This is a genomic window from Ignavibacteria bacterium (assembly GCA_025612375.1).
Taxonomy (GTDB): domain Bacteria; phylum Bacteroidota; class Ignavibacteria; order Ignavibacteriales; family SURF-24; genus JAAXKN01.
Genome location: JAAXKN010000001.1, coordinates 353,945 through 376,121, shown reverse-complemented (window position 1 = coordinate 376,121; position 22,177 = coordinate 353,945). Strand labels below are relative to the sequence as shown.

Sequence of the window (22,177 nt, the reverse complement as noted above, 5' to 3'; positions counted from 1 at the left end):
TTTCTGCCTTTAACAACCGAACAATATGAACTAAGGAAAAAATGCAGCCTCTAAAAATGATATCTGCCGGTTTTATCTGCTTTATTTTAATGCACGGAGGAACTCTTGCACAGATCCCTGAGGGATATGAAAAGGGGCTCTCAACAATAAACAAAAAGGAAATTTATAAGACCATTTCTGTTCTTGCCGCAGACAGCATGAAGGGAAGGCCCTCGGGAAGCAGGGAGAATCTTGAGGCGGCAGATTATATAGCTGAAAAATTCAGGCTTCTCGGGCTTAAGCCTTTATTTACAACACCTAAAAAGGTGGTGCATAAAAGTGCTGAAGGTGAGGATGAAAACAACTTAGTGCCTTTTGAAGATGCTTCTGTAAATGACCCTTATTTTCAAAAGTTCGTGATAAAGAGGTCCAAAATTTCGGACAAAAACAGCCTTTCTGTTACACGGAATTTTCCACAAGGCAGTTTTAGGCAGTCATTTAAGTATCTGAACGACTTTCTCGTCCAGTTCTCTATTCCTGAAAACATCAGCATCTCGGCTCCTGTTGTCTTTGCAGGCTATGGAATAGATAAGGGTGAAAACGGCTACAGCGATTACGTGGACAAAAATGGAAAAAGCCTGGACGTGAAGGATAAAATTGTACTGATAGTAGACGGATTCCCGCAGGAACGTGATACAGCCAGCCTGTTTTCAAAATCCAGGAATGTACTCTACCGTAACCCGTTGAGGAAAGCCGATCTGGCAGAAGAAAAAGGAGCCCTGGCCGTAATTATTGTGAGCTCACCTTTTAAAAATGAGCCTCCTCTAAGCATTAAGTATGAAAAGTTTCTGCACACATTACAGAGGGACATATTCTCACTGCCGGGACAGGAGAAGAAGAAGATCCCGGTAATTTATGCCTCCGGGAAGATCCTGAATGAGCTTTTTGACGGGAATGAGCGAAATCTGCAAGGAGTGCTTGAAGACATAGACAAAGGCCTGAGTCCGGGGTCCTTTGAGTTTGCAAATAGGAACGTGAGCTTCGATATCTCTTTTGATGAAGAGATCTTAAATGCGCAGAACGTTGCAGGAATAATTGAAGGAAGCGACCCCGTCCTGAAGGATGAATTTGTAGTCGTTGGCGCCCACTACGATCATATTGGCCTGGGGCAATACGGATCCGGGATTAGTGAAAACGTAGGGAAAATCCACAACGGGGCAGATGACAATGCATCCGGGGTCTCGGGAATGCTGGAGATTGCAGAAGCATTTTCAAAATACCCCTCCAAAAGGAGCATCCTTTTTGTGGCCTTTTCGGGCGAGGAACGCGGCATGCTTGGTTCCAAATATTATGTGAATGAGCAGCCATTAAAGCCCCTGGATAAAACCGTGGCAATGCTTAACCTGGATATGATCAGCCGTAATGGAAGGAATGACCTGTTCCTTGGCGGGGCGTTCTACAGCCGGGAGCTCATCAGGATTGCTGAAAGGGCCAACGGGAAACTGTCAATGAATTTGTTCTATAACACTGGCCTTTATACAATGGCCAGTGACCAGGGTCCCTTTCTGAGGAAAGGAATCCCGTCGTTGTTTTTCTTTTGCGGTATGCATGAGGATTGTCATATGCCGACAGATGATCTGGAGAAAGTTGATGTTGAAAAAGCAGTGAATGTTACGAAACTGGCATATTTGACCGCGTGGATTACCGGAAATGAAACCGTAAAGCCTGCATTTAAAGAAGTATCGATGGATGAGAGAATTGAAATTGTGCGCGAGTCACAGAGCCGTATGGGAAAGGGCAGGAAAAGTAAGTAAAGCAGTAATTCTATTAATTATCAATTTATTGTATGGAGTAGTAAATGAGGAAAAACATTACCTGTAAGGTAAAATTCTCAGTAATTGTTTTGGCTCTTATCCTGGTATCCCAGGTAAGTATGGCGCAGAAGGCCACCTACGAGGAAGGCAAGCTCTACAAGCATTCCCTGAAAAACGGCCTTGTGGTGCTTACAATGGAAAGGCATACCGCCCCTTTAATTTATCACCAGCTGACTTACAAGGTTGGTTCCAGGAATGAAAGGCTAGGCATAACAGGCATTTCCCACATTGTTGAACATATGATGTTCAAGGGAACAAAGAAGTACGGCAAGGGTGCCGTATCCAAGAAGATAAGCGAAAATTCAGGCGTCTTTAATGCTTTTACAGCAAACGATATGACGAGCTACTATGAGTATCTTCCAAAGAACAAAATTGAACTTGCCCTTGATATCGAATCAGACAGAATGCTTAACAGCACGTTTGCACCTGATGAATTCAAGCCGGAAGTGGAAGTAATAAAGCAGGAAAGAAGAATGAGATCTGAAAGTACCCCTAACGGTATATTTTCAGAGACCATGAACTCTGTTGCTTACGACAGTCATCCAAACCGTGACCCTATTATCGGATGGCCGAGTGACCTGGCCCACATCTCAAGAGACGATGCATACAAATATTATAAAACTTACTATACTCCAAACAATGCTTTTCTTGTGCTGGTCGGTGATTTTGAAACAGACAAAATGCTCGGCCTTGTAAAGAAGTATTATGAAAAAATTCCTAAGGGACCGGAAGTACAGGATATCTATGCGGTTGAACAGCCGCAGAGAGTACGCAAGTCATTTACGGTTAAGCACAGCGATATTTCCGATTGCTCTTTCAGGATGTCATTCCATGCTCCTCTTTATGCTGATTCAGATGCTGCTGCTCTCAGGGTTGCAGGTATGATACTTTGCGAAAAAAGCAGGGATGCAAGACTCTATAAAAGATTAGTCGAAAAAGCTCAGATAGCTTCCATGGCCTCAGGCGGATTCGGAATGACCAAGGACCCGGGGCTCTTCTCAATTGGTGTCGGAATGAAACCCGACAGCAGCATGGACCGTGCCGAAGAGATGGTATGGGAGGAAATTACACGCATGCAGACAGAACCTGTTTCGGACCATGAACTCCAGAAGGTGAAGAACAGGTTTAAGTTTGGTGAAGTTACCTCATATACAAAGAATACAGACATTGGCTCAAGAATAAGCCGCTATGAAGCATTTTTCGGCCATGAGTACCTGGGCGAGTTTTCCAAAAGAGTGCTTAGCGTAACAAAGGATGATATCATCAGGGTTATGAATAAGTATTTCGGACAGGAAAAAGTTACCGTCGGTTACCTGATTCCAAAATCCAAGGACGGCAAAAACAAAAAAGTTGCCGCTGCAAAAGAAGATATCGATGAACAGAAAACTGATACAGATCAGCAGGATATAAACAACCTGCTTCCTGAAAATGAGTTCTATTATAAGTCGCCTCTCGACCTCTATAATATAGTCAGCGGCAACAGTCTTGATGAACTTATTAAGCCCAAGGCAATAATGCCTTCAATTAACGTAATGAAGCTGGATAACGGCGTAACACTCTACGCAATTGAAAACCATATGACTCCAACTCTTACTATAGTCGGACGCTTTGAAAGCGGCAACATTCTTGAAGCGAATGAAGGCCAGAAGCCCGGCATATGCAACGTCCTGGGCGATGTTATGTCAAGAGGTACACAGACTATGTCCTATGACTCTCTTTCAGAGAGGATGGCTTTTGTTCCATTCAGTTTCCAGATCGGCGGCAGCTACAGGGGATTTACCTTCCAGGGATACTCTCTGAAGGAAAATGCTGATGAAATGATGCAGACTTCATTCGACATTGTAGCCAATCCGGGACTCAGGCAGGAAGACCTAGCAAAGGTAAAACCCAGATATGAAATATCTGCCCGCAACCAGATGAAGCAGACCAGCATGCAGGCATTTTACTATATGTACAATAAACTTTATGACGGCCACCCGTACTCAAAGGTAAAGCCTACAGAAGAGACGGTAAAGAGCATTACTCTTGATGACATTAAAAACCTGCATTCAAAATATTTCCGCCCCGAGGACATGATCATCCTCATGGTTGGCGACATGAAACCTGAAGAAATGAAGGCGCTCGTCAACAGGCACTTCGGCCAGTGGAAGAACCCGACCAAGACTCCGGAAACAGTTAAAATTCCCGAGGCTAAGGGACTCTCAGACAAGGAAATTAAAGTGTTCCCTGAAAAGGATTACACCGAATGCACTATCAACCTCGGCTTCAGTCCTTTTAATAACGTTGACCCGGATGAAAAGGAAACAATCTCAGTTCTTAACTATATACTTGCTTCAAGCGCGCTTACTTCCAGAATGGGTATTGAGCTCCGCGACAAGCAGGGCTTAATTTACGGCCTCAAGAGCGAATTCTGGGCTCCTACAGACCACATTGGATACTGGAAATTCAACACTAAAACAGGACCTAAGAATGTTGAGAAGGTAATAACAGGTATTTTTAAGGAAATCAGAAAGCTCCTCGAAAGCGGAATTACCGATGCGGAACTCACTGCTGCCAAAAACCGCCAGTTAGGCCTGCTTCCTTTAATGATAGAGACACCGGATGACGTTGCAAGCATTACTTGGGACCTCATTCTCGACAAGAGACCTCTGGACAGCTTCGACAAGAAAGGACAGAGAATTCTTGCAATTACAAAGGATGATGTGCTGCGTGTGGCTAAAAAATACTTCACACTTGATAAATTTATTCTTGTAGTTGATGGCCCAATTGAGGAACACTCACTGGATCATCTGGTCGACAAATTATAAGTGATAATCTCTTATCCCCGGGGAATAAAACCCCGGGGATGGATTTTCCGGCTTTGAATTATTAATTATTTGAAAAGTAAATTTTTCGGGAGACAGTTTCAGATGAAGAAATTTCATATGAAAAACAAAATCAGGCTCATCTTCCAGTTTATCTTTCTGGGATTAGTTGGATATGTAGCTGTAAGACCGGCTTTTGACAGGGGGTATGCGGCCGACTTTGAAAAATATTGCCCCTATGGCGGAGTCGAATCTTTCATGAGCAAGTTAAGCCAGGGTACTATGGCCTGTACAATGGGCGAGGTGCAGGTGGCCCTGGGTATAGGACTTATAATAGGCGTCCTTCTGGTTGGCAAACTCTTCTGCAGCTTTGCCTGCCCGATAGGTACTGTGACGGAATGGCTTGGAAGGCTGGGCGATAAACTGAAAATACGCCGCGAAATGCCGAAATTTTTGGACAGGCCTTTCCGGGCGCTCAAATACGTTATTTTATTCCTGGCAATGTATTTTACAATGACTTCAAGCGAACTTTTCTGCAAGGAGTTTGACCCCTATTTTGCATCGGCAAACCTGTTCGGCAATCCGGACACAGTTCTTTATTTGTCAATTCCTGCATTTATTCTTGCAGTTCTGGGTGCAGTATTCTTCAGGCTCTTCTGGTGCAAATACCTCTGCCCGCTTGGCGCAATGAGCAACATATTTATGAATGTAATCGGCTCGGGCATCGTTATTATTGCCTTCATCATAGCTAAGTACAGCATTCCCGGCCTGAGCTACACGTGGCTCATTGGCGGCCTGGCAGCCTCGGGTTTAATTACAGAACTTGGTTTCATGAGAAGCTTCCTGAGCCCGATGCCAAAGGTAACAAGAAACATGGACAGGTGTACTTCATGCGGTCTGTGCGACAAGAAATGCCCGCAGGGAATTAAGATTTCAACGTTTGAAAAGGTAAACCATATTGACTGCACGCTCTGCACTGACTGTGTCAATACATGCCCGGTCAAGAATACTCTTTCAATTAACAACAAGAAATCATTAAAGCATCTGGCTCCTGTGGCTTTTGTTGTTATCCTTTTCTTAAGCCTTGGAGCAGCAAGCCAGCTCAACTTTACCACTATAGCCGAGCGCTGGGGAAATTTTGCCTCGGTTTCAAATATTGCTACATATGAGCGCTCGGGATTAAAGAATGTTAAATGCTTCAGCAGCTCCATGGCCTTAAAAGGCAAACTTGAAACCGTTGAAGGCATTGTGGGACTGGATACCTGGGCAAGCGCACATGCGGTCAAGATTTACTATGATCCGTCAAAAATTTCGGAACAGAAGGTAAAGGCTTCCCTGTTCACACCGACAAAGCAGGAAGTCCGCCCGATAAAGGATCCTTCAATAACAAACCTTGCCATGTGGCAGGTTGGGGTTAACCACCTTTTTGACCTTTACGACTTTATTTATCTTGCCAGTGCCCTCAAGCAGGATCCTAATGTCTATGGCTTTGAAACACGCTACGGCGAGCCGATTATGCTTACCGTATTCTATGACGCCTCAAAGACCAACCCTGTAAAAATAAAACAGAAAGTGGAATTGAAGGAAGTTGAGGTTCAGCTTGGAAAGCTCATTCAGAATGTCAAGATAGATTTTGAAGTTCAGGATGACGGAAAACAGCTCGGAAGCCTTTCAATTCCGGACTACAAAAAGCGCATATTCAGATTGTACGACAGGGTATTCAATGATTATGAGACTTACGATAAATCACAGCTTTCAGCCCTTGTCTTCACTATGCCTGAGGCGGCAAGTCCTGCCCTTAGACAGCGCTTCAGCTCTCTGACAAGCCACCTGTCGGCTGATCAGGGAATCGTACGTTTCTCAACCCGCTACCTGGATGCGCCAAGTGCAATAGTTTATTTTGACCCTTCGAAAACGAATGTGGAAAAGATTAAAAAAGCTCTTGTAAAGCCTGTACTGACCATATTTACAAGCGATACTCAGACGAAGGATATTCCAAATCCTTTCCATATTAAGCCTGAGGGCAAGGTAGTAAAAGCTGCGGATCTTGCTGCAGATGAAGATGAAAAGATCTGATGCTGCAGAACTGAGCTTGATATAGATCACAATCCTGAATGATAAAAGAAATAAGAGTGAAACTTTATTGATTTATCATTCAGGTTTTATTAAAATATTTTCAGGAAAAGCCTTGTAGAAAGGCTTCCCCGGAAATCACGACCGATTAAATCGCTGAAATAAAGATGACTCCTGTCAGCTATTCCTCCAAAGGGAGTCCTGAAAATGCCGTCCCGTAAATGTGGGCGGCATTTTTTTTATTTCCTGTTGCCGGCCCACTCTAAACATCATAAGCTTTCTTGTTTAGTCATTTCTTGTTAATTTAATAGTGTTTGTATCTTAACATTACATAGGATTATGATAAGCTTCAGCCAGGCAAATGAAATAATTTATAATACACTGAAAACTCTTCAGCTAAGGACCGAGTATGTCAGCCTTTCTGATGCACAAGGAAGGACACTTGCAGAAGACGTAATTTCAGATGTGGATCTTCCGCCATTTAACAGCTCAGCCATGGACGGTTTTGCCGTGAAATTTGATCCCGGCATCAGAAACTGGAGCATAAAAGGAGAGATTGCGGCTGGAAATTTCAGCCAAATAAGCGCTGACCGGGTCTCGGCTCTTGCAGTTATGACCGGAGCCAGGCTTCCCGGGGGATTTGATACTGTAATACCTGTTGAAGACGTATTTATAAGAGAACAGAATGTAATCCTGAATACCAATGCCAGGCTTACCTTAGGGATGAATGTTTCAAAAAGGGGGCAGGACCTCCTGAAGGGGCAGGTTGCTGTAAGTAAAAATTCCTTCCTTAAAGCCCCACAGATTGCGGCACTTGCTTCCTGCGGAAAAGTGGAAGTTAAGGTCCTGGAAAGGCTTAAAATAGGGGTTCTTGCAACAGGGGATGAACTTATTGACGCTGCTCATGTGCCCGCGGGAGATAAAATCAGGGCCTCAAACCTCTATTCAATCCTGAGCGCAGTAAAAGAGATGGGCATGATCCCGGTTAACTTCGGCATTGCAAAGGATCAAAAAGATGAGATTAAGTCCATAGTCAGTAATGCCCTTGATAACTGCGACGTGCTGGTTACAACCGGGGGAGTCTCGGTCGGAAAATATGACTTTGTAGGGGAAGTTTTAAGCCAACTGGGTATTAAGACGCTTTTTCATAAGATTAATATAAAGCCCGGTAAACCGGTCCTTTTCGGCTTAAGGGAAAATGGCCCGGCTGTCCAGCCTGTTTTCGGGCTTCCCGGCAACCCTGTTTCTTCTTTGGTTACTTTTTACCTGCTTGTTAAAACAAACGTCATGAAATGTTTTGGAAGCAGGGAGATTCCCTTAATTAAGGCCAGCCTTAAAAACGACATAAAGAAAACCGATTCAAAGAGGCACTTTATAAGGGGATATGTCAGTAAGGACGAAAACGGTACACTCTCTGTAAGTTCCGTTGGACTTCAGTCCTCCGGCAACCTGGTGCAGATGAGCATGTCAAACTGTCTTATTACGATTGAAGAGGGAAGAACAAACCCCTTAAAGGGCGAGGAAGTGGAATGTATAATGATATAACTGCCGCAATTTTGTCCGGCGGAAAAAGTACCCGCATGGGGGAAAATAAATCTCTCATGAAGATTGGGGATAGGACCGTAATTGAAAGGGTTAAGGATCTGCTGGATTCTTTATTCAGCAAAGTAATACTCATTACCAATGAGCCTGAAGAGTACGGCTTTCTAAAGCTTCAGACATTCAGGGATATTTATCCCGGCAGGGGTCCTCTCTCCGGCATACATTCAGCCCTGAAAAATTCCGGAACAGACAAGTGTTTTATAATAGCCTCAGATATTCCGCTGATGAAAAGGGAAATGATTGAATATCTGGTTAACTACAGGACAGGTAAGATGATTACCATTGCCCGCGCGGGCGGCTTTATTCAGCAGCTCTGCGGCCTTTACCATAAAAGCTGCATACCTGAGGCTGAAAAGATTTTATTAAGGAAAGACCTTAATGAAGAAAGGTTCCCTGAACAGAAAAAAAGAAGGTGCAGCGTTCTTGAGCTTGCAGACAGCCTGGGCGCTGAAGTAATAGATGCCTCGGGCCTGCCTTTTTCTACAGATGATATGTACTACAACATGAACCGCAGGGAAGAGTTTGAATACGTGAAGTCAAAACTGACAGGTGATGCTGGCGTGAGTTAGTTTGTTTTTAGTATTATATTTATCCTTTAAGCTGCGGGAGGCCCCGGCAGGCTGAAGTCCCTTATTTCAGGCTCTCTTTTTCCATTTCAGCAAAGACCAGAATATCATCACCTATAAAAATTTCACCCGGCTTAATTACCCTGGCAAAAATACCTTCTCTGGGCATTATGCAGTCGCCAGTTTTTTGATAAATGGCGCAGTGCGTGTGGCATTCTTTTCCAATCTGTGTAACCTCAATTTCAGCCTCACGCCCCAGCCTGATCCTGGTCCCTATCCCTATTTCAGGGAGGTTCAAGAACTCTGTAGTCAGGTTTTCAGCAAATGCGCCGGCGCGGAGACTGGGGAGTCCTTTAGCCCTCATTTTTTCAATGCTTTCAAGGGCAAGGAGGCTTACCTGCCTGTGCCAGTTACCGGCATGGGCATCCCCTTCAAGGCCGAAGTTTTCAATAAGCCTGGCTGAAGGGACATTCGTCTTTGGAATTCCTTTTTTTGTGCTGATGGAAATTGCGCTTATTCTGCCTTTTTCATTTTCCATGCGTATAGTTCCCGCTTTTGCCCCCGCTTTTGGAGAGTACCTTGATGTCTGTTATTACCATAGATTTGCTTATTGCCTTGCACATGTCAAAAACCGTAAGTGCCGCAACGCTGACTGCCGTGAGGGCCTCCATTTCAACGCCTGTTTTGGAGACGGTTTTTGTTTCTGCAGTAATACTTACAGATTTCTTTGCCTCGTTTAATTCCAGAGAGAGTGTAACATTTGAAATGAATATATTGTGGCATAAGGGGATAAGCTCGTAAGTTTTTTTTGCGGCCTGAATTCCGGCAATTTTGGCTACAGTAAGTACGTCTCCTTTTCCAATTTCATTGTTCTTTATTTTCTCAAATATCCCGTCTGTCAAAAGCACTTCTGCCGAGGCCAGTGCCGTGCGCTCAGTATCGGGCTTTTCTGTAACGTCTACCATCTTAGCCCTGCCCGATTCGTCAAGGTGTGAAAAGTTACCCATATATTTTGCTAGCCTCCGATATTCTTCATCGAATTTTTATTTCCCAGAGCGAGGGAGTAAATGCCGGGGTGCTCTTTTGCTTTATTGCTCAGGGATTCTGAAACTAATTTAATAATTTCACCATCACTGCTGCCCTTACGCAGGAGTTCTTTCAGGTCAATTTCATTTTGCGCGGGATCAAACAGGCACAGCTTCATCTTTCCGTTTGCCTTCAGCCTGAGCCTGTTGCACTCAGAGCAGAAATGCCGTGAAATGGGCCTTATGAAGCCTGCCTTTGCCTTAAAGCCTCTTACCTGGTAGAGCTCGGCTATCTGATGCCTGTCCTCAGTTTTATCCAGGTGGAAGCGCCTCTCTATACTGTTTTTTATCTCTTCAGCGCTTACAAATGATTCCTTCTTCCAGCCGTTATTTTGGAAAGGCATGAACTCAATAAATCTTACAGTTATCTCGCGGCGTTTGAAAAAATCTATAAAATCTGCGGCCTCGGTATCGTTGAGGTTTCTTATTACTACGGTATTGATCTTAGTGTTCTTAAAGCCTTCTTCTTCAAGGGAGAGTATATTTCTGATCACCTGGTCAAGCTTGTCCGAACCCGTAATATAACGAAAAACTTCAGGGCGGAGTGAGTCGAGGCTTACGTTAACCCTGTTAAGTCCTGCTTTTTTCAATGCAGGGAGGTTGCCATGAAGGAGTGCCCCGTTAGTTGTAATTGCAAATTCGAACCCGGTCTGTTTTTGAATGGGGGAGAGCGCTTCGAAAAATTTTATAATATCCTTTCTTACCATCGGTTCACCGCCCGTAAAGCGGATCTTCCTTATTCCAAATTCCGTAGTAAATATTCTGACTAGTCTTAAAAGCTCATCGAAGGCCAGGATCTCTTTTTTATCCAGTTTTTTTGCCTCTTCCATCTGAGGGGTGCAGTAGATGCAGTTAAAATTACACCTGTCGGTAAGAGAAATTCTTAAATAATCATGAATCCTGCCGTATCTGTCTTTAAGCACCAGTGACATATTATTCCCAAAATATCTTACATCCAGAAACTTTATATAATTAAAGAACCAGCAAAGCAGCTAAAGCCGCACCGATCACAATTACAATAGGATGCAGTTTCAGCCAGTAGGTAAGGGCAAATCCGAGCATGATGAAAAGAACTCCCTTCCAGTTTGTAAAGCTGGAAAAGATATAACGGACCATGATTGCCATAATCATTCCGATGACGGCAAACTTTACACCTTCAAAGCTCTTAAACACGTACTTATTTTTTTCAAAGAGGGCGTAGAAATAAGCCGCCAGGCTGATAAGGGCAACCGGCATGAACATATTCCCCAGGTTGGCTGCAACTATTCCCCAGACACCCGCAACTTTGTAGCCCGTATAGGTTGCGTATTTAACAGAGATAGCTCCCGGAACCACTTCCACCATGCCGAGGACCTTAATGAACTCGTTATGGCTGAGCCACTGGTGTTTCTGAACAACTTCGGCCTCAATGAGGGGGATAAGTGAATAAGCGCCCCCGAAGGAAAAACCGCCCACCTTCAGAAAAGATATAAAAAGCTCGAGTAAATTATTAAGCATCTTTTTTAGGGCTGTACCTTTGCGGCCTCAGGTTTATCCTTTGATTCCAGCACCTCATCCACCCAGCTCATACCGGCCATTGTGGAAGGGAGTCCCAAAGTTGGCAGTGCCAGCATTACAGCATGCCTGATTTCTTCACAAGTAGCCCCGGCTTTAAGGGCTTTCCTGGTATGTGAGTGAACCGCCCCTTCCATACCAGCACCCAGGGAAATAGAAAGCTTAATGAGCGCCCGTGTCTTTTCGTCAAGCGGGCCTGCCTGGTGGACAGCCTCTCCCAGCTTTTCGTATGCTTCGGCAACCTGGGGGTAATCCTCCGTAAACTTCTGGTATCTTTTTGGTATTCCTGCCACTCTAACCTCTGGTTTGTCTTTTGTTAAAATAAAATATAAATCCTCTAAGTGCAAGATTGTGATCTTTTCCTAAGGATAATATTGTCTAATGATGTAAATTACATATGTATTTCAAATTTTTTTCATTTAATTTTCCTTGTCCAAAATGAAGCAGTGCTCTTCGGATTGTCTCAAATCGAAACAGAGCGCCCTTCTTTTATAAAGTATTTATATTAAAAACAATCAATTTGGTTGGCATCAAAATTGAATATTTAATCTGGATAAAGTTTAAGGGAATATTCTACCCATTCTGGAAATTATGAAAAGTCAACTGACACTTTGTTAACAGAAAGACAAATAACATGAGAAAAAACAAAGAAATACTGCGCGGAAAAATTATCCTGGATAATTTTGAAAAACCGCGTCAAGACAGCGGCACGGGTAATAAGCTGATGGCTACAATAGTTTCCACGGGAATTGTATCCTTTTTACTGATTGTAACCATAATAATTACTCTGCCGATAACCGGCCTTTCATACAGCAACCTGTTTGTGTTTTCTTCCATCGTTTCACTGGTGATTTTCCTCTTTGTCCTCTTGTTTAGGTATTTTTCAACCCTGATAATGGCATACCTCTATATCACCAAATACACCGTGGAGAATAAAAGCGACTTCTTTCCTTTTGTTTCCATTATTGTTCCTGTCTACAACGAGGGGAAGGTGCTTGAAAATTCAGTTAAATCGCTCCTGGAGCTGGATTATCCGAACTATGAAATTATAATTGTAAACGACGGCTCGACAGACAATACAAAGGAAGTTGCTGAGGAACTGGTTGGAGTTCATAAAGGCAGGGTTGAAAGTGTCAGGGTGTCTGTCATAAATAAACCCAACGGGGGTAAATCAAAGGCTTTGAATGCAGGAATACAGTATTCAAAGGCTGACTTTGTGCTTTGCATGGACGGGGATTCGCAGCTTTCAACAAATACTCTGAAGTACGGCATAAAACACTTCACGGATCCTTCAATCGGCGCCGTAGCAGGAAACGTTAAAGTCCTGAACAGAAAGAAGATCTTAACGGACCTTCAGGCACTGGAATACGTTGAAGGCCTCAATATGCCCAGAAGTGCTCAGAGCCTGATAAAGCTTGTAAACATAATACCGGGTCCCGTGGGCATTTTCAGGAAGAAAGCCATACAGGACGCGGGATGGTACTCAAGCGATACGTTTGCCGAAGATGCGGATCTGACGCTGAATATAATGGCTGCCGGATGGAAGATCTATTATGAGCAGAATGCCGTCTCCTATACAGAAGCTCCTGAAACCTTAAATCAGCTTCTGAAACAGAGATACAGATGGACAAGAGGCATTCTTCAGTCGATACTGAAACATAAAAGGCACCTGTTTAATCCGACGCTTAATTTCGGCAATTCACTGGTCTTGTGGTCCATGTTCTACGAGGCCCTGATATGGCCGGTTATGAATATATTTGCAAACCTGTTCTTTATTGTGGTTGCACTCGTTTACGGAATGAGTAACCTTCTGGCATTCTGGTGGGCCGGCATTGCACTGCTGGACCTTATGACAGCGCTTTACTGCGTGGCAGTTGAAAAGGAGGACATCCGTCTGGTCCCTTATGCTTTTGTCTACAGGCTGATTTTTATTCTGATGATCGATATTACGAAAGCTATGGCTACAGTTGAAGAGTTTTTGGGCATTGAGATGAATTGGGGAAAACTGGAAAGAATAGGAAATGGATAATTTTGAAAAACAGAGAGGTACAAAATGGAACTGATTCCGATACTGTCATTTATTATTTTGGTCGCTACTATAAGCACCTTTATACTCGCTATTGGAGCTTATATACTGTATAAAATGCGTGAAAGGAAAGGGCGCACCTCGGGCGCACCTGCCCCGCGGTATATAGAAGCCGAGCTCTTTACGCCAAACCAGGCCATGGTGCCTCAGGGCACTCCTGCAATGCAGGCTGCCCCGGCCTACCCGCAGCAGCAGGAACAGTACCAGAGGCCAACTCCTGAATTCAGGCCGGCTGCAGCCCAGCAGACGCCCCAGAGCCGTACATCTGCACAGCAGGCGCGCTCAGGTCAGAACTATCAGGCGCAGCCTGAGGCTGAGTACGAAGAAAATCCGACAAATAAGAAATTCATGAAATATACCTCCGAAGGCTACGTGCCTGTTAATAAGAACAAAACAGGGGAAAACCTAAAGTGGCGATAAAAACTGTAAATAGGATTAAAGTAAATCAGCTTATGATACTGCTGACAGGCCTTGTTATACTGACCGCGGCAGTGCTCATATTCCTATTTATTATAAAAGGTGTTTACGGTAACTATAACATCTCAGAGATCCTGCCTACGAGGGCTAATCTCAGCTTCTTAAGCTCAGAGGGTGAGCCTACGGCCGCCATCTTGTATTCCAGGTATACCGAAAACCTTTTGCCCCAGGGAAGTACCTGGCTCAACGACAACATCAATACATGGAAAAATTTCCTCAAGGCCTCGAAGATTAAAGGCGAAGTAATAAGCGACCAGGCTATTGAACTTGGAGAACACTTTAAGTACAAGCTCCTCATACTGCCGGGGGCAAAATCCTTGAGCGACAGGGAAGTTTCACAGATCAAAAGATTTATAGAAAAAGGGGGCAGCGTCTTTGCCACCAGCGGAACCTCCTCGTTTTCAGATAACGGCAAGTGGAGAGGCTGGGATTTCTTCAGCGAGGTTTTCGGCCTTAAATTCACCAAGGAGATTACGCCTGAGGAATATACAAAGATCCATACCTTGAGAGGCGGCCTTCCGCTTACGGCCGGCATACCTACAGGCTATACGCTCAAGATTGCAACCTGGGACCGTCCCATGGAGTGCGAGATCCTGGACCCGAGGACCGTACAGGTAAGTTTCTGGTATAACTTCAGAACTGAACTGGGACTTGTAAGAGAGGAAGTAAGTAAAAGTGCCGGAATTGCCTATGGCACCTACGGGCGCGGCAGATTCGTGTGGATGGGTTTTGAACTGAACTCCGTAATCGGCCAGAAGGAAGATTACATCAACTTCGGCAGACTGTTCCAGAATTCAATTAACTGGCTGACCTATGAGCCGACGGCTTTTGTACGCGACTGGCCCGACAACCATGAATCGGCAGCCGTTATTATGCCTTTTATCGGTGCAAATGCATACAATGTGCAGAACCTTTATGGCATTATAAATTCCGAAAAAGTGCCCATGACGTTTTTTGCCGATCCCTCGGCTGTAGACGAACACAGGGATATTCTGAGTAATTTGCACAATTACGGCGAGCTGGGTTCTATTATCGACCTGGGATACCTGGCTTCTGTAAACGACACGGTTAATAAGCTCTACGATTACAATACGCAGCTGAACCATTTTAACCAGTCCAAACTCAGCTTATCAAGGCTGCCGGGTCACGCCGGAAAGGGTGCCGTTCCGCTCTACGGCCTTTATGACGATAATTCCGTAAGAGCCCTGATTGACGCGGGTTACAGCTATATAATGACAGATTCACTGACTGACAGGTCGGTGCCCAAAACAATTATTAAAGGGGACAAAAGAATTGTTGCCTTTACCAAGACTGCAAGGGACGACTACGAGGTCATAAGGAACTACGGGCTTACTGAAAAGGAATTTCAGGTCTATACGTATGAAGAGGACGTAGACAGGCTCCTTTTTGAAGGGGGGCTTTACATCTTCAAGATGCATACTGATTTTCAGTGCCAGCCCCAGTACGTGGATGTTGTAAGAGAGCTCATAAGGTATATGAGGCAAAAGAATATATGGATAACAACCGCTCCACAGGTCAGGGACTGGTGGCTTTCAAAGAGCAATCTTGAAGTAAATGCAGAAATGAGGAGTGCAAGAAGGATTGCCGTTGAAATCTCAAACCCCGGCAATATTCAGGTGAAAAACGTGATCGTTCAGGTTAACCTGAACCGGGATATGGCTAACATTCAGCTCTCATCTGATATATTTGGAACAAAAATACCCAGATACAGTTTTGACAGAAAAAACCAGGTGCTGAGATTAAAAATTGAAAAAATCGATGCCGGTGAGGCTTTTTCATATTTTGTTGATTTTGACAGTCCTTCAATTTAATTCCTGGGCTGCCAAAACAAAAAATAAATGAAAAGCACGCCAGGCGTAAGTGAGGCTCAAATGAAAAATATTTATTTACATATTACAGGTATAATCTTCCTGGCTTTTATGCTTGGAGGCTGCGCCGATTCGACGAATTCACCCGATAAACTGGCTCCGATTCTGGAAGTCTACAAGCCGGGCGTTAACGACACAGTGACAGTCGGTAAACAGGCCATAAGCTATGCCGCTTCAGATGACCAGAGGATAGCTTACTTTGAGCTTTACGTAAACGGGAAATTTGTCAGCCACGTCGATCCTAACTCCGACGGGACAAATCCTGTAATCTACTGGAATGTGGATTCGACACTTACAAACACAAAAGTAAGCTACTATATAGTAGCCTACGATGACGGCGGAAACTCGACAAAAAGCAAGGAGATAACAGGCGTGTTCATCTCCGAGAGCCATGAGCCTCCAAGTGCACCGTCGAACCTTTCATTAAGAAAGTTTGAAAACAGTAATACTGTTTTTAATCTTGCATGGACTGATAATTCGAATAATGAGGACGGTTTTGAATTATGGCGGAAAGACGGACAGGACGGGCAGTTCCATATAGTATATACGGCTATTCCGCGCAATAATACTACAGCCAACGACCAGGTGCCTTCTGAAAGCGTGACTTATTATTACAAAGTCAGGGCTTACAGAGACACGATCAAATCCGAGTTCAGCAATATTATCGGTACAACAGGCTCAAACAGCCTGATCCCGCACCCGGTAAACCTTACTGCTTCGGCTTCGAAAACCGGAGTAAAAATCGACTGGGTCTTTCCTGCTGCTGCTGAAAGCATTCTGGGATTTGAAATTGAACGCAAGGGCTGGGGCGATTATTCCCAGCTTGCCATCCTGCTTCCCAGCATCAGTCATTACGAGGACACAAAACAGATGAATGCATATCAGATTTATACCTACAGGATCAGGGCTTTTACAGGAGAGGGAAAATCTGACTGGTCAGATGAGATATCTGTTACAATACCAAAGGAATAACGGATTTTTGGGAAAGTGCCGGTTTAATTCAGTACTTGTTCACTCCAGGTGTGAGTTGCCCCGGCAGACTAATTTATGACATTAAAAACAGACATATTAAGAATTTTAAACGGACTGAAGGTTCCTTCTTTTATCGTGGATAAAGACGGAAGAATTCTTCACTCGAATTCTGAAGGCGAATTCATCAGGCAGGAATACCAGAGCCTGCAGAATATTTCAGAACTTTTTAACGCTGAGAGCTCCGCGATAATTAAGCAAAAGATCTCGGAGAGCATAGAATCCTTAAAGACTATTACAACAGGGGGGCTGGTTCTTTCTCTTGGCATAAGAGGAAGAAATGAAGCCGGAGTCTCCATTTCTTCATTTGAGGATGAAACCCGCAGCGCTTATGCCGTATGCACTTTCCAAGTACTGGAAGCTGAAAGAAATTCTGAAAAATTTGAATTTAATTTCTCCTCAAAGGAATTTAAGGAGATAATTAAAGATGAAGCCCTTAGAAAAGTTTTTGATGAAATTAAATCTTCTTTTCCTTTTACTTTTCTGGGCAAAAGCAGAATTCAAAATGAAATTAACAGGCTGGATGAGTTTTTCTGGCTGAAGGACCCGGAAGGCAGATATATACTTGTCAACCTTCTCTTTGCGCAGTTCCTGGGCCTTAAGCCCGGGCAGCTAGAAGGAAAGTACGAAAAAGATTTTGTGCCCAGGCACTTCAGCGAAATGCTTCTTTCGGTAGATAAGTATATAAAGGAAACTGCCAATACTGTAATAAGAAACGGATTTCCTCTTTACCAGTTAAATGGCGAGGCCGCACGAATAATTGAGCTTCCATTGTGCGACCTGGATAACAAGGTTATTGCTACCTTGTGCGTTTCACAGAAAAATTTTTCCGCAGGCGTGCTGAAAGATAATAATTCTGAGCTTCTTGAAAATGCGCTCAGGTGCCTGCCGAAAATGGTAATAATTGCGGACAAAGACGGAATAGTTAAAAGTAAAAGCGGAGAGCTCTTAGACTTAAAAACCCCGGGGCTCGATCCCGGAATGCCCCTCGTACAGTATATGCCGGCAGGCCTGGGTCCTGAGGCTGAGAGGTTTCTTAAAGGCGGGGGCCCGGATAAGCTGGAACTGAAGAAGGAAATTACAACCGGCACAAAAGTAATTCCTTTTGTTTTTAACTTTAGAAAAATTTATAATTACAGGGGTAAACCGGAAGGGTTTTTGCTTTTTATTGAAGAGGACAAGAGTCTATCAGCTAACAGTAATACAATAGGGAATAAGGAAAAGATGTACGAAATCTTAATGCAAACAAGTCCTGAACCAATGTTCGTTTATGACATCGAAAACCTGCGTTTTTTAGATGTGAATCAGGCTGCACTGCAGGTATACGGTTATTCCAGACATGAATTCCTGCAGATGGATCTGACGGATTTGTATGCCCCGGAAGACATTCAGACACTTTTGGATACTTCCAGTTCCCGCAATAAAGAGGGTGTTTTTACCGGCCCCTGGAGGCACAGAAAAAAAGACGGATCTTCTCTCCTGGTTGAAATCAGCAGAACCACATTCGATTACCAGGGGAAAAAAGCACACTTCAATATCGTAAGGGATGTAACGCAGAAAGCAGAGCTTGAGAAAAATTCCCAGTTCTTTAATGCTGCATTTAATACCATAAGCGACCTTATATTTATTACCGACCCGGAAGGCTTTATAACCAAAGTTAATGATTCTGTTACCAGCGTTCTGGGATACTCCAGGGCCGAACTGGATATGCGCCCATTCCTTACGCTGGCCTCTGACAGATACAGGGCTGAGATAAATACTTCAATTTTCTATTCAAAGTCACAAAAGCCGGTTAACCTGGATGCTGAACTAAAAAAGTCCGACGGCTCGCTTCTGGATGTAAGCCTTTCTGCAATTCCTGTATTTGACTACAATGAGCAGGTGAGCTCATTTAGCGTTGTTGTAAGAGCAAAAAAATCTGCCGGAAACAGCAGGGAAGCCGAAGTCTCCTATACGGGAAATAAAAAGCAGACGGAGGATGCTTTAGCTAAAAAGCCCCATAGCAGCATCGATCCAGGATTTTTGTCGAGCATGTTCCATGAGATCCTGACGCCGATGAACGTGATACTTGGCTTTATTCAGGAGCTTACTGAAAACATTGAGTCGCCGACACAGGAACAGAAGGAGTCGATAGATATTATTAACCAGAACAGAACGCTTCTTATGCAGACCATGGATTCCGTTCTGGAGTATTCGCATATTGAACAGAACAGGGTAGATATCATTCCGCAGAGGGTATTCTTTACCGAGATCGTGGACGAGCTACAGAAAGACTTGAGCCGGGTTATGTCAGAAAACAAAATCATGTTCAACTACGGGAAAATCTCTACTTCCCTGAACTTTGAGACCGACAGGCACCGCATGGAATCTTTCCTGGCAATGTTTATGAAAATGGCCATGCGTATTACAAAGGAAGGGAGTGTTTTTATTTCGGCCTACCAGTACGACGACCGCTGTTGCCTCATAAGCTTAAAAGACAGAAGAGGATCCATTTCTCCGTATCTTCTTGAAAACATAGCTGAGCTCTTTACGGCTGAGGAACAAAATATAAAGAAGGATTTCGGAGTCTCCAAACTTACCATACGCCTGGCGCGCCGCCTGCTTGAACTGCTTTTGGGAAAAGTTGAAGTAGTAAAAAGGTCCGGCGAGCCTTCGGAATTCGGGTTCCTGTTCCCGCTTGTTTATAAAAAGCCGGATGAGAAGGGGGATGAGCCGCAGGCCTTTCAAAGTGCACATACAGAGGAGAGTTCCAGGCAGGATGAGGCTCAAAGAAGAGATTATGCCCCACAGGCTTCTTCGGTTAACGAAGAGGATATGGATATAATTGAAGAGGGTGAGATTACAGGCGGCCTTGAAGAGGCTCTTAACCAGGATGAACCGGTTAAGGTATTTGACCCCGATATAAAGGATGGCTTTGCAGGCTCTGTTACTTTGCCCAGGGCAAAAGCAGAAGAAAAGCCGCATACAAAGATTGACCTTGCAGGCCTGCAGTGCCTCTATGTCGAGGATCAGGTCGATTCACAGATACTCTTCAGGGTGCAGATGAAAGACCTTAAACACGTGGATGCAGTGGCCAGCTTTGAGGCTGCCCTGCCATTGCTTGAAGAGAATAAATACGATTTTATTGTTATGGATATCAACCTTCAGGGGGAATATAACGGCCTGGATGCCTTGAGGATAATCCGCCGCCTGCCCGGATACCGTAACGTCCCGGTTATTGCCGTTACGGCATATATTCTTGCCGGCGACAAGGAGAAGTTTATTGCGGCCGGGTTTAACGGCTTTATCTCCAAACCGGTCATGCGCGACAAGGTTATGGAGACGCTGGAGAAGATCATCTGAAATAAAACTTCATCGGAAAGAGACTTCATAAATCCTGATATTTCATAAACCCCGCCTTTTAGATCTTTATGGCGGGGTTGCCCCATGCAGTATTTCCCGGCTTTTGCCTTTCTATTGACACCAATCATTTCATTTTTCTTTTAGAAATAAACGTGTCAATATTGACAAATAACATTTTCTTTTTTAAAATTACCATACAGATGTATGGTAATGTTGTATAAATAGAAATAGACATACATTATCCTTCTATATTCAAGAAATACAGTTTGCAGGAGGAGCGTCATGCCGCATAATAGTCTGACAGAAATTCAGAAGAGGATACTCGATTTCCTTATAGAGGAAAGAACCACCAGGGGGATAGTGCCTACGCTGGCGGAAATTGCAGGAAAGTTCGGCTATAAAAACCGGGCTACAGTTCAGCAGCATCTCGGAGCCCTTGAAAAAAAAGGGTATATAAAAAGAAACCCCAGGCTCTCGCGTTCAATAGAAATAACACTTGAGGATAAGTACTTTGTACCCAGGCCCGTGCTGGGAGAAGTTGCAGCGGGCAACCCGCTTACAATATATCCCGATGCCATAGATACGGTGGAGCTTCCTACAATTGCAAGGATGCCCAGGGACTCATTCCTTCTGCGCGTAAAAGGGGACAGCCTTAAGGATGCCTATATCTTCAGCGGAGACTATGTTATAGTTAACCCCAATATAACTCCTGCCGACGGGCACTTCGTGGTTGCCATTCTGGACGGCGCCGCCGTGGTAAAAAGGTTTTACAGGAAAAGTGACCGGATTGAGCTGCATTCGGAAAACCCTGAATATGCTCCTATAATCGTCCAAAAGAAAAGCCACGTCTTTAAGATCTCGGGCGTTGTAGTGGGGGTTTACAGAAGCATGGAAAAGAAGACAGCATGAAGAAGAAGGAGAACCTCTGATGCCAAATACCTATATCGGAACAGCCGGATGGTCATACAAAGATTGGGTCCCGAACTTCTATCCGAAAGGACAGTCGGCAGGCTTCGACTGGCTTGAATTCTACAGCCGGTACTTCAACATGGTTGAGGTCAATGCAACCTACTACGCTTACCTGAGCCCCAAAGCGGCTGCAGGCTGGGTGGAGAAGGTTGAGAAGGCCGATAACTTTCTTTTTACCGTAAAGCTGCACCAGGATTTTACACACGCAAGGAAGTTTGAAGGGGCAAACATAAAAGCCGTTCAGGCGAATCTGGACATTCTTGCCGCTGCCGGGCGCCTGGGAGGACTTCTCATACAGTTTCCTTATTCATTTGCCTTTAACTCTGCGGCACTTGAGCACGTAAGGCTCTTAAACGACATCTTCGGAGGCTGTAACCGCTTTCTGGAAGTAAGGCATTCCTCATGGAATAACGAGGAGGCATATCACTTTCTGCATGAGCTGGATATCTCGCTTTGCACGATTGACCAGCCGCAGCTCGGGCGCTCAGTTGCTTTTGAACCGGTTATTACAAACAGCCGTGCTTACTTCCGTTTCCACGGGCGCAATACGGAAGCATGGAAACAGTCTGTGAATAACTACGGGAAAAGTCAGACCTATGAGCAGGCAAGTGAAAGGTACAAGTATCTTTATTCGCCGGGCGAGCTGGTGGAAATTGAAAATAAGATAAAAGAAATCTACGACAGTGTGAAGGATGTTTACGTTGTAATGAATAACCATCCCAGTACCTATGGGATTGTGAATGCTTTTGAAATGATGCATATGCTTAGAGGAAGGAATAAGATTACGGTGCCTCTGAATGCCTTAAAGGCGTTTCCGAGGCTTACTCCAATAGCTCTGGCAGGCTGAG

General features: G+C 44.3%; 17 protein-coding genes. 12 read left to right on the top strand and 5 right to left on the bottom strand.

The annotated features are described in order from the left end of the window. The first annotated feature begins 41 nt into the window (after positions 1–41). From HF312_01540 to HF312_01520, 5 genes are all read left to right on the top strand, one after another. Complete coding sequence (locus HF312_01540) at positions 42–1,793, top strand: M20/M25/M40 family metallo-hydrolase (GenBank protein ID MCU7518866.1); 1,752 nt, start codon at positions 42–44, stop codon at positions 1,791–1,793. 44 nt (positions 1,794–1,837) lie between these two features. Next, complete coding sequence (locus tag HF312_01535) at positions 1,838–4,660, top strand: insulinase family protein (protein MCU7518865.1); 2,823 nt, start codon at positions 1,838–1,840, stop codon at positions 4,658–4,660. A 117-nt stretch (positions 4,661–4,777) separates the two neighbouring features. After that, positions 4,778–6,733, top strand: coding sequence for a 4Fe-4S binding protein (locus HF312_01530; GenBank protein MCU7518864.1), 1,956 nt, complete (start codon positions 4,778–4,780; stop codon positions 6,731–6,733). Positions 6,734–7,069: 336 nt separating this feature from the next. Beyond that, positions 7,070–8,275 (top strand): molybdopterin molybdotransferase MoeA, encoded by a 1,206-nt coding sequence (locus tag HF312_01525; protein ID MCU7518863.1) that lies wholly within the window; start codon positions 7,070–7,072, stop codon positions 8,273–8,275. Beyond that, positions 8,260–8,901, top strand: coding sequence for a molybdenum cofactor guanylyltransferase (locus tag HF312_01520; GenBank protein MCU7518862.1), 642 nt, complete (start codon positions 8,260–8,262; stop codon positions 8,899–8,901). Before HF312_01525 ends, HF312_01520 begins: the two co-directional genes overlap by 16 nt. Before the next feature lie 61 nt (positions 8,902–8,962). Here the strand turns inward: HF312_01520 and HF312_01515 are convergent, their stop codons facing one another. The 5 genes from HF312_01515 to HF312_01495 are packed head-to-tail and all read right to left on the bottom strand — an operon-like array spanning position 8,963 to position 11,830. After that, positions 8,963–9,436: an MOSC domain-containing protein gene (locus tag HF312_01515; GenBank protein ID MCU7518861.1), complete on the bottom strand. Its 474-nt coding sequence runs from the start codon at positions 9,434–9,436 to the stop codon at positions 8,963–8,965. Beyond that, positions 9,426–9,905 carry a cyclic pyranopterin monophosphate synthase MoaC gene (gene moaC, locus HF312_01510; GenBank protein MCU7518860.1) on the bottom strand — a complete coding sequence of 160 codons (480 nt, stop codon included), beginning with the start codon at positions 9,903–9,905 and terminating at the stop codon, positions 9,426–9,428. The genes HF312_01515 and moaC overlap by 11 nt, the downstream gene beginning before the upstream one ends. A gap of 8 nt (positions 9,906–9,913) precedes the next feature. Beyond that, positions 9,914–10,915: a GTP 3',8-cyclase MoaA gene (gene moaA, locus HF312_01505; GenBank protein ID MCU7518859.1), complete on the bottom strand. Its 1,002-nt coding sequence runs from the start codon at positions 10,913–10,915 to the stop codon at positions 9,914–9,916. Positions 10,916–10,955: 40 nt separating this feature from the next. Beyond that, a complete protein-coding gene (locus HF312_01500) occupies positions 10,956–11,480 on the bottom strand; it encodes a chromate transporter (GenBank protein ID MCU7518858.1) in 525 nt (174 codons plus the stop codon). Positions 11,481–11,485: 5 nt separating this feature from the next. Continuing rightward, complete coding sequence (locus tag HF312_01495; protein MCU7518857.1) at positions 11,486–11,830, bottom strand: carboxymuconolactone decarboxylase family protein; 345 nt, start codon at positions 11,828–11,830, stop codon at positions 11,486–11,488. 341 nt (positions 11,831–12,171) lie between these two features. On the opposite strand from HF312_01495, the gene HF312_01490 reads away from it, so the two are divergent. The 7 genes from HF312_01490 (at position 12,172) to HF312_01460 (ending at position 22,176) form a co-directional block, all read left to right on the top strand. Continuing rightward, entirely contained in the window at positions 12,172–13,566 is a 1,395-nt protein-coding gene (locus HF312_01490; protein ID MCU7518856.1) for a glycosyltransferase, read from the top strand. A gap of 24 nt (positions 13,567–13,590) precedes the next feature. Next, entirely contained in the window at positions 13,591–14,043 is a 453-nt protein-coding gene (locus HF312_01485) for a hypothetical protein (protein MCU7518855.1), read from the top strand. A gap of 32 nt (positions 14,044–14,075) precedes the next feature. After that, positions 14,076–15,932: a hypothetical protein gene (locus HF312_01480; GenBank protein MCU7518854.1), complete on the top strand. Its 1,857-nt coding sequence runs from the start codon at positions 14,076–14,078 to the stop codon at positions 15,930–15,932. Between the two features lie 60 nt (positions 15,933–15,992). Further along, positions 15,993–16,961: a fibronectin type III domain-containing protein gene (locus HF312_01475; GenBank protein ID MCU7518853.1), complete on the top strand. Its 969-nt coding sequence runs from the start codon at positions 15,993–15,995 to the stop codon at positions 16,959–16,961. A gap of 75 nt (positions 16,962–17,036) precedes the next feature. Then, positions 17,037–20,360: a PAS domain S-box protein gene (locus HF312_01470; GenBank protein MCU7518852.1), complete on the top strand. Its 3,324-nt coding sequence runs from the start codon at positions 17,037–17,039 to the stop codon at positions 20,358–20,360. Positions 20,361–20,642: 282 nt separating this feature from the next. After that, positions 20,643–21,269, top strand: coding sequence for a repressor LexA (gene lexA, locus HF312_01465; protein MCU7518851.1), 627 nt, complete (start codon positions 20,643–20,645; stop codon positions 21,267–21,269). Between the two features lie 19 nt (positions 21,270–21,288). Continuing rightward, positions 21,289–22,176 (top strand): DUF72 domain-containing protein, encoded by an 888-nt coding sequence (locus HF312_01460; protein ID MCU7518850.1) that lies wholly within the window; start codon positions 21,289–21,291, stop codon positions 22,174–22,176. Position 22,177 lies beyond the last annotated feature (1 nt).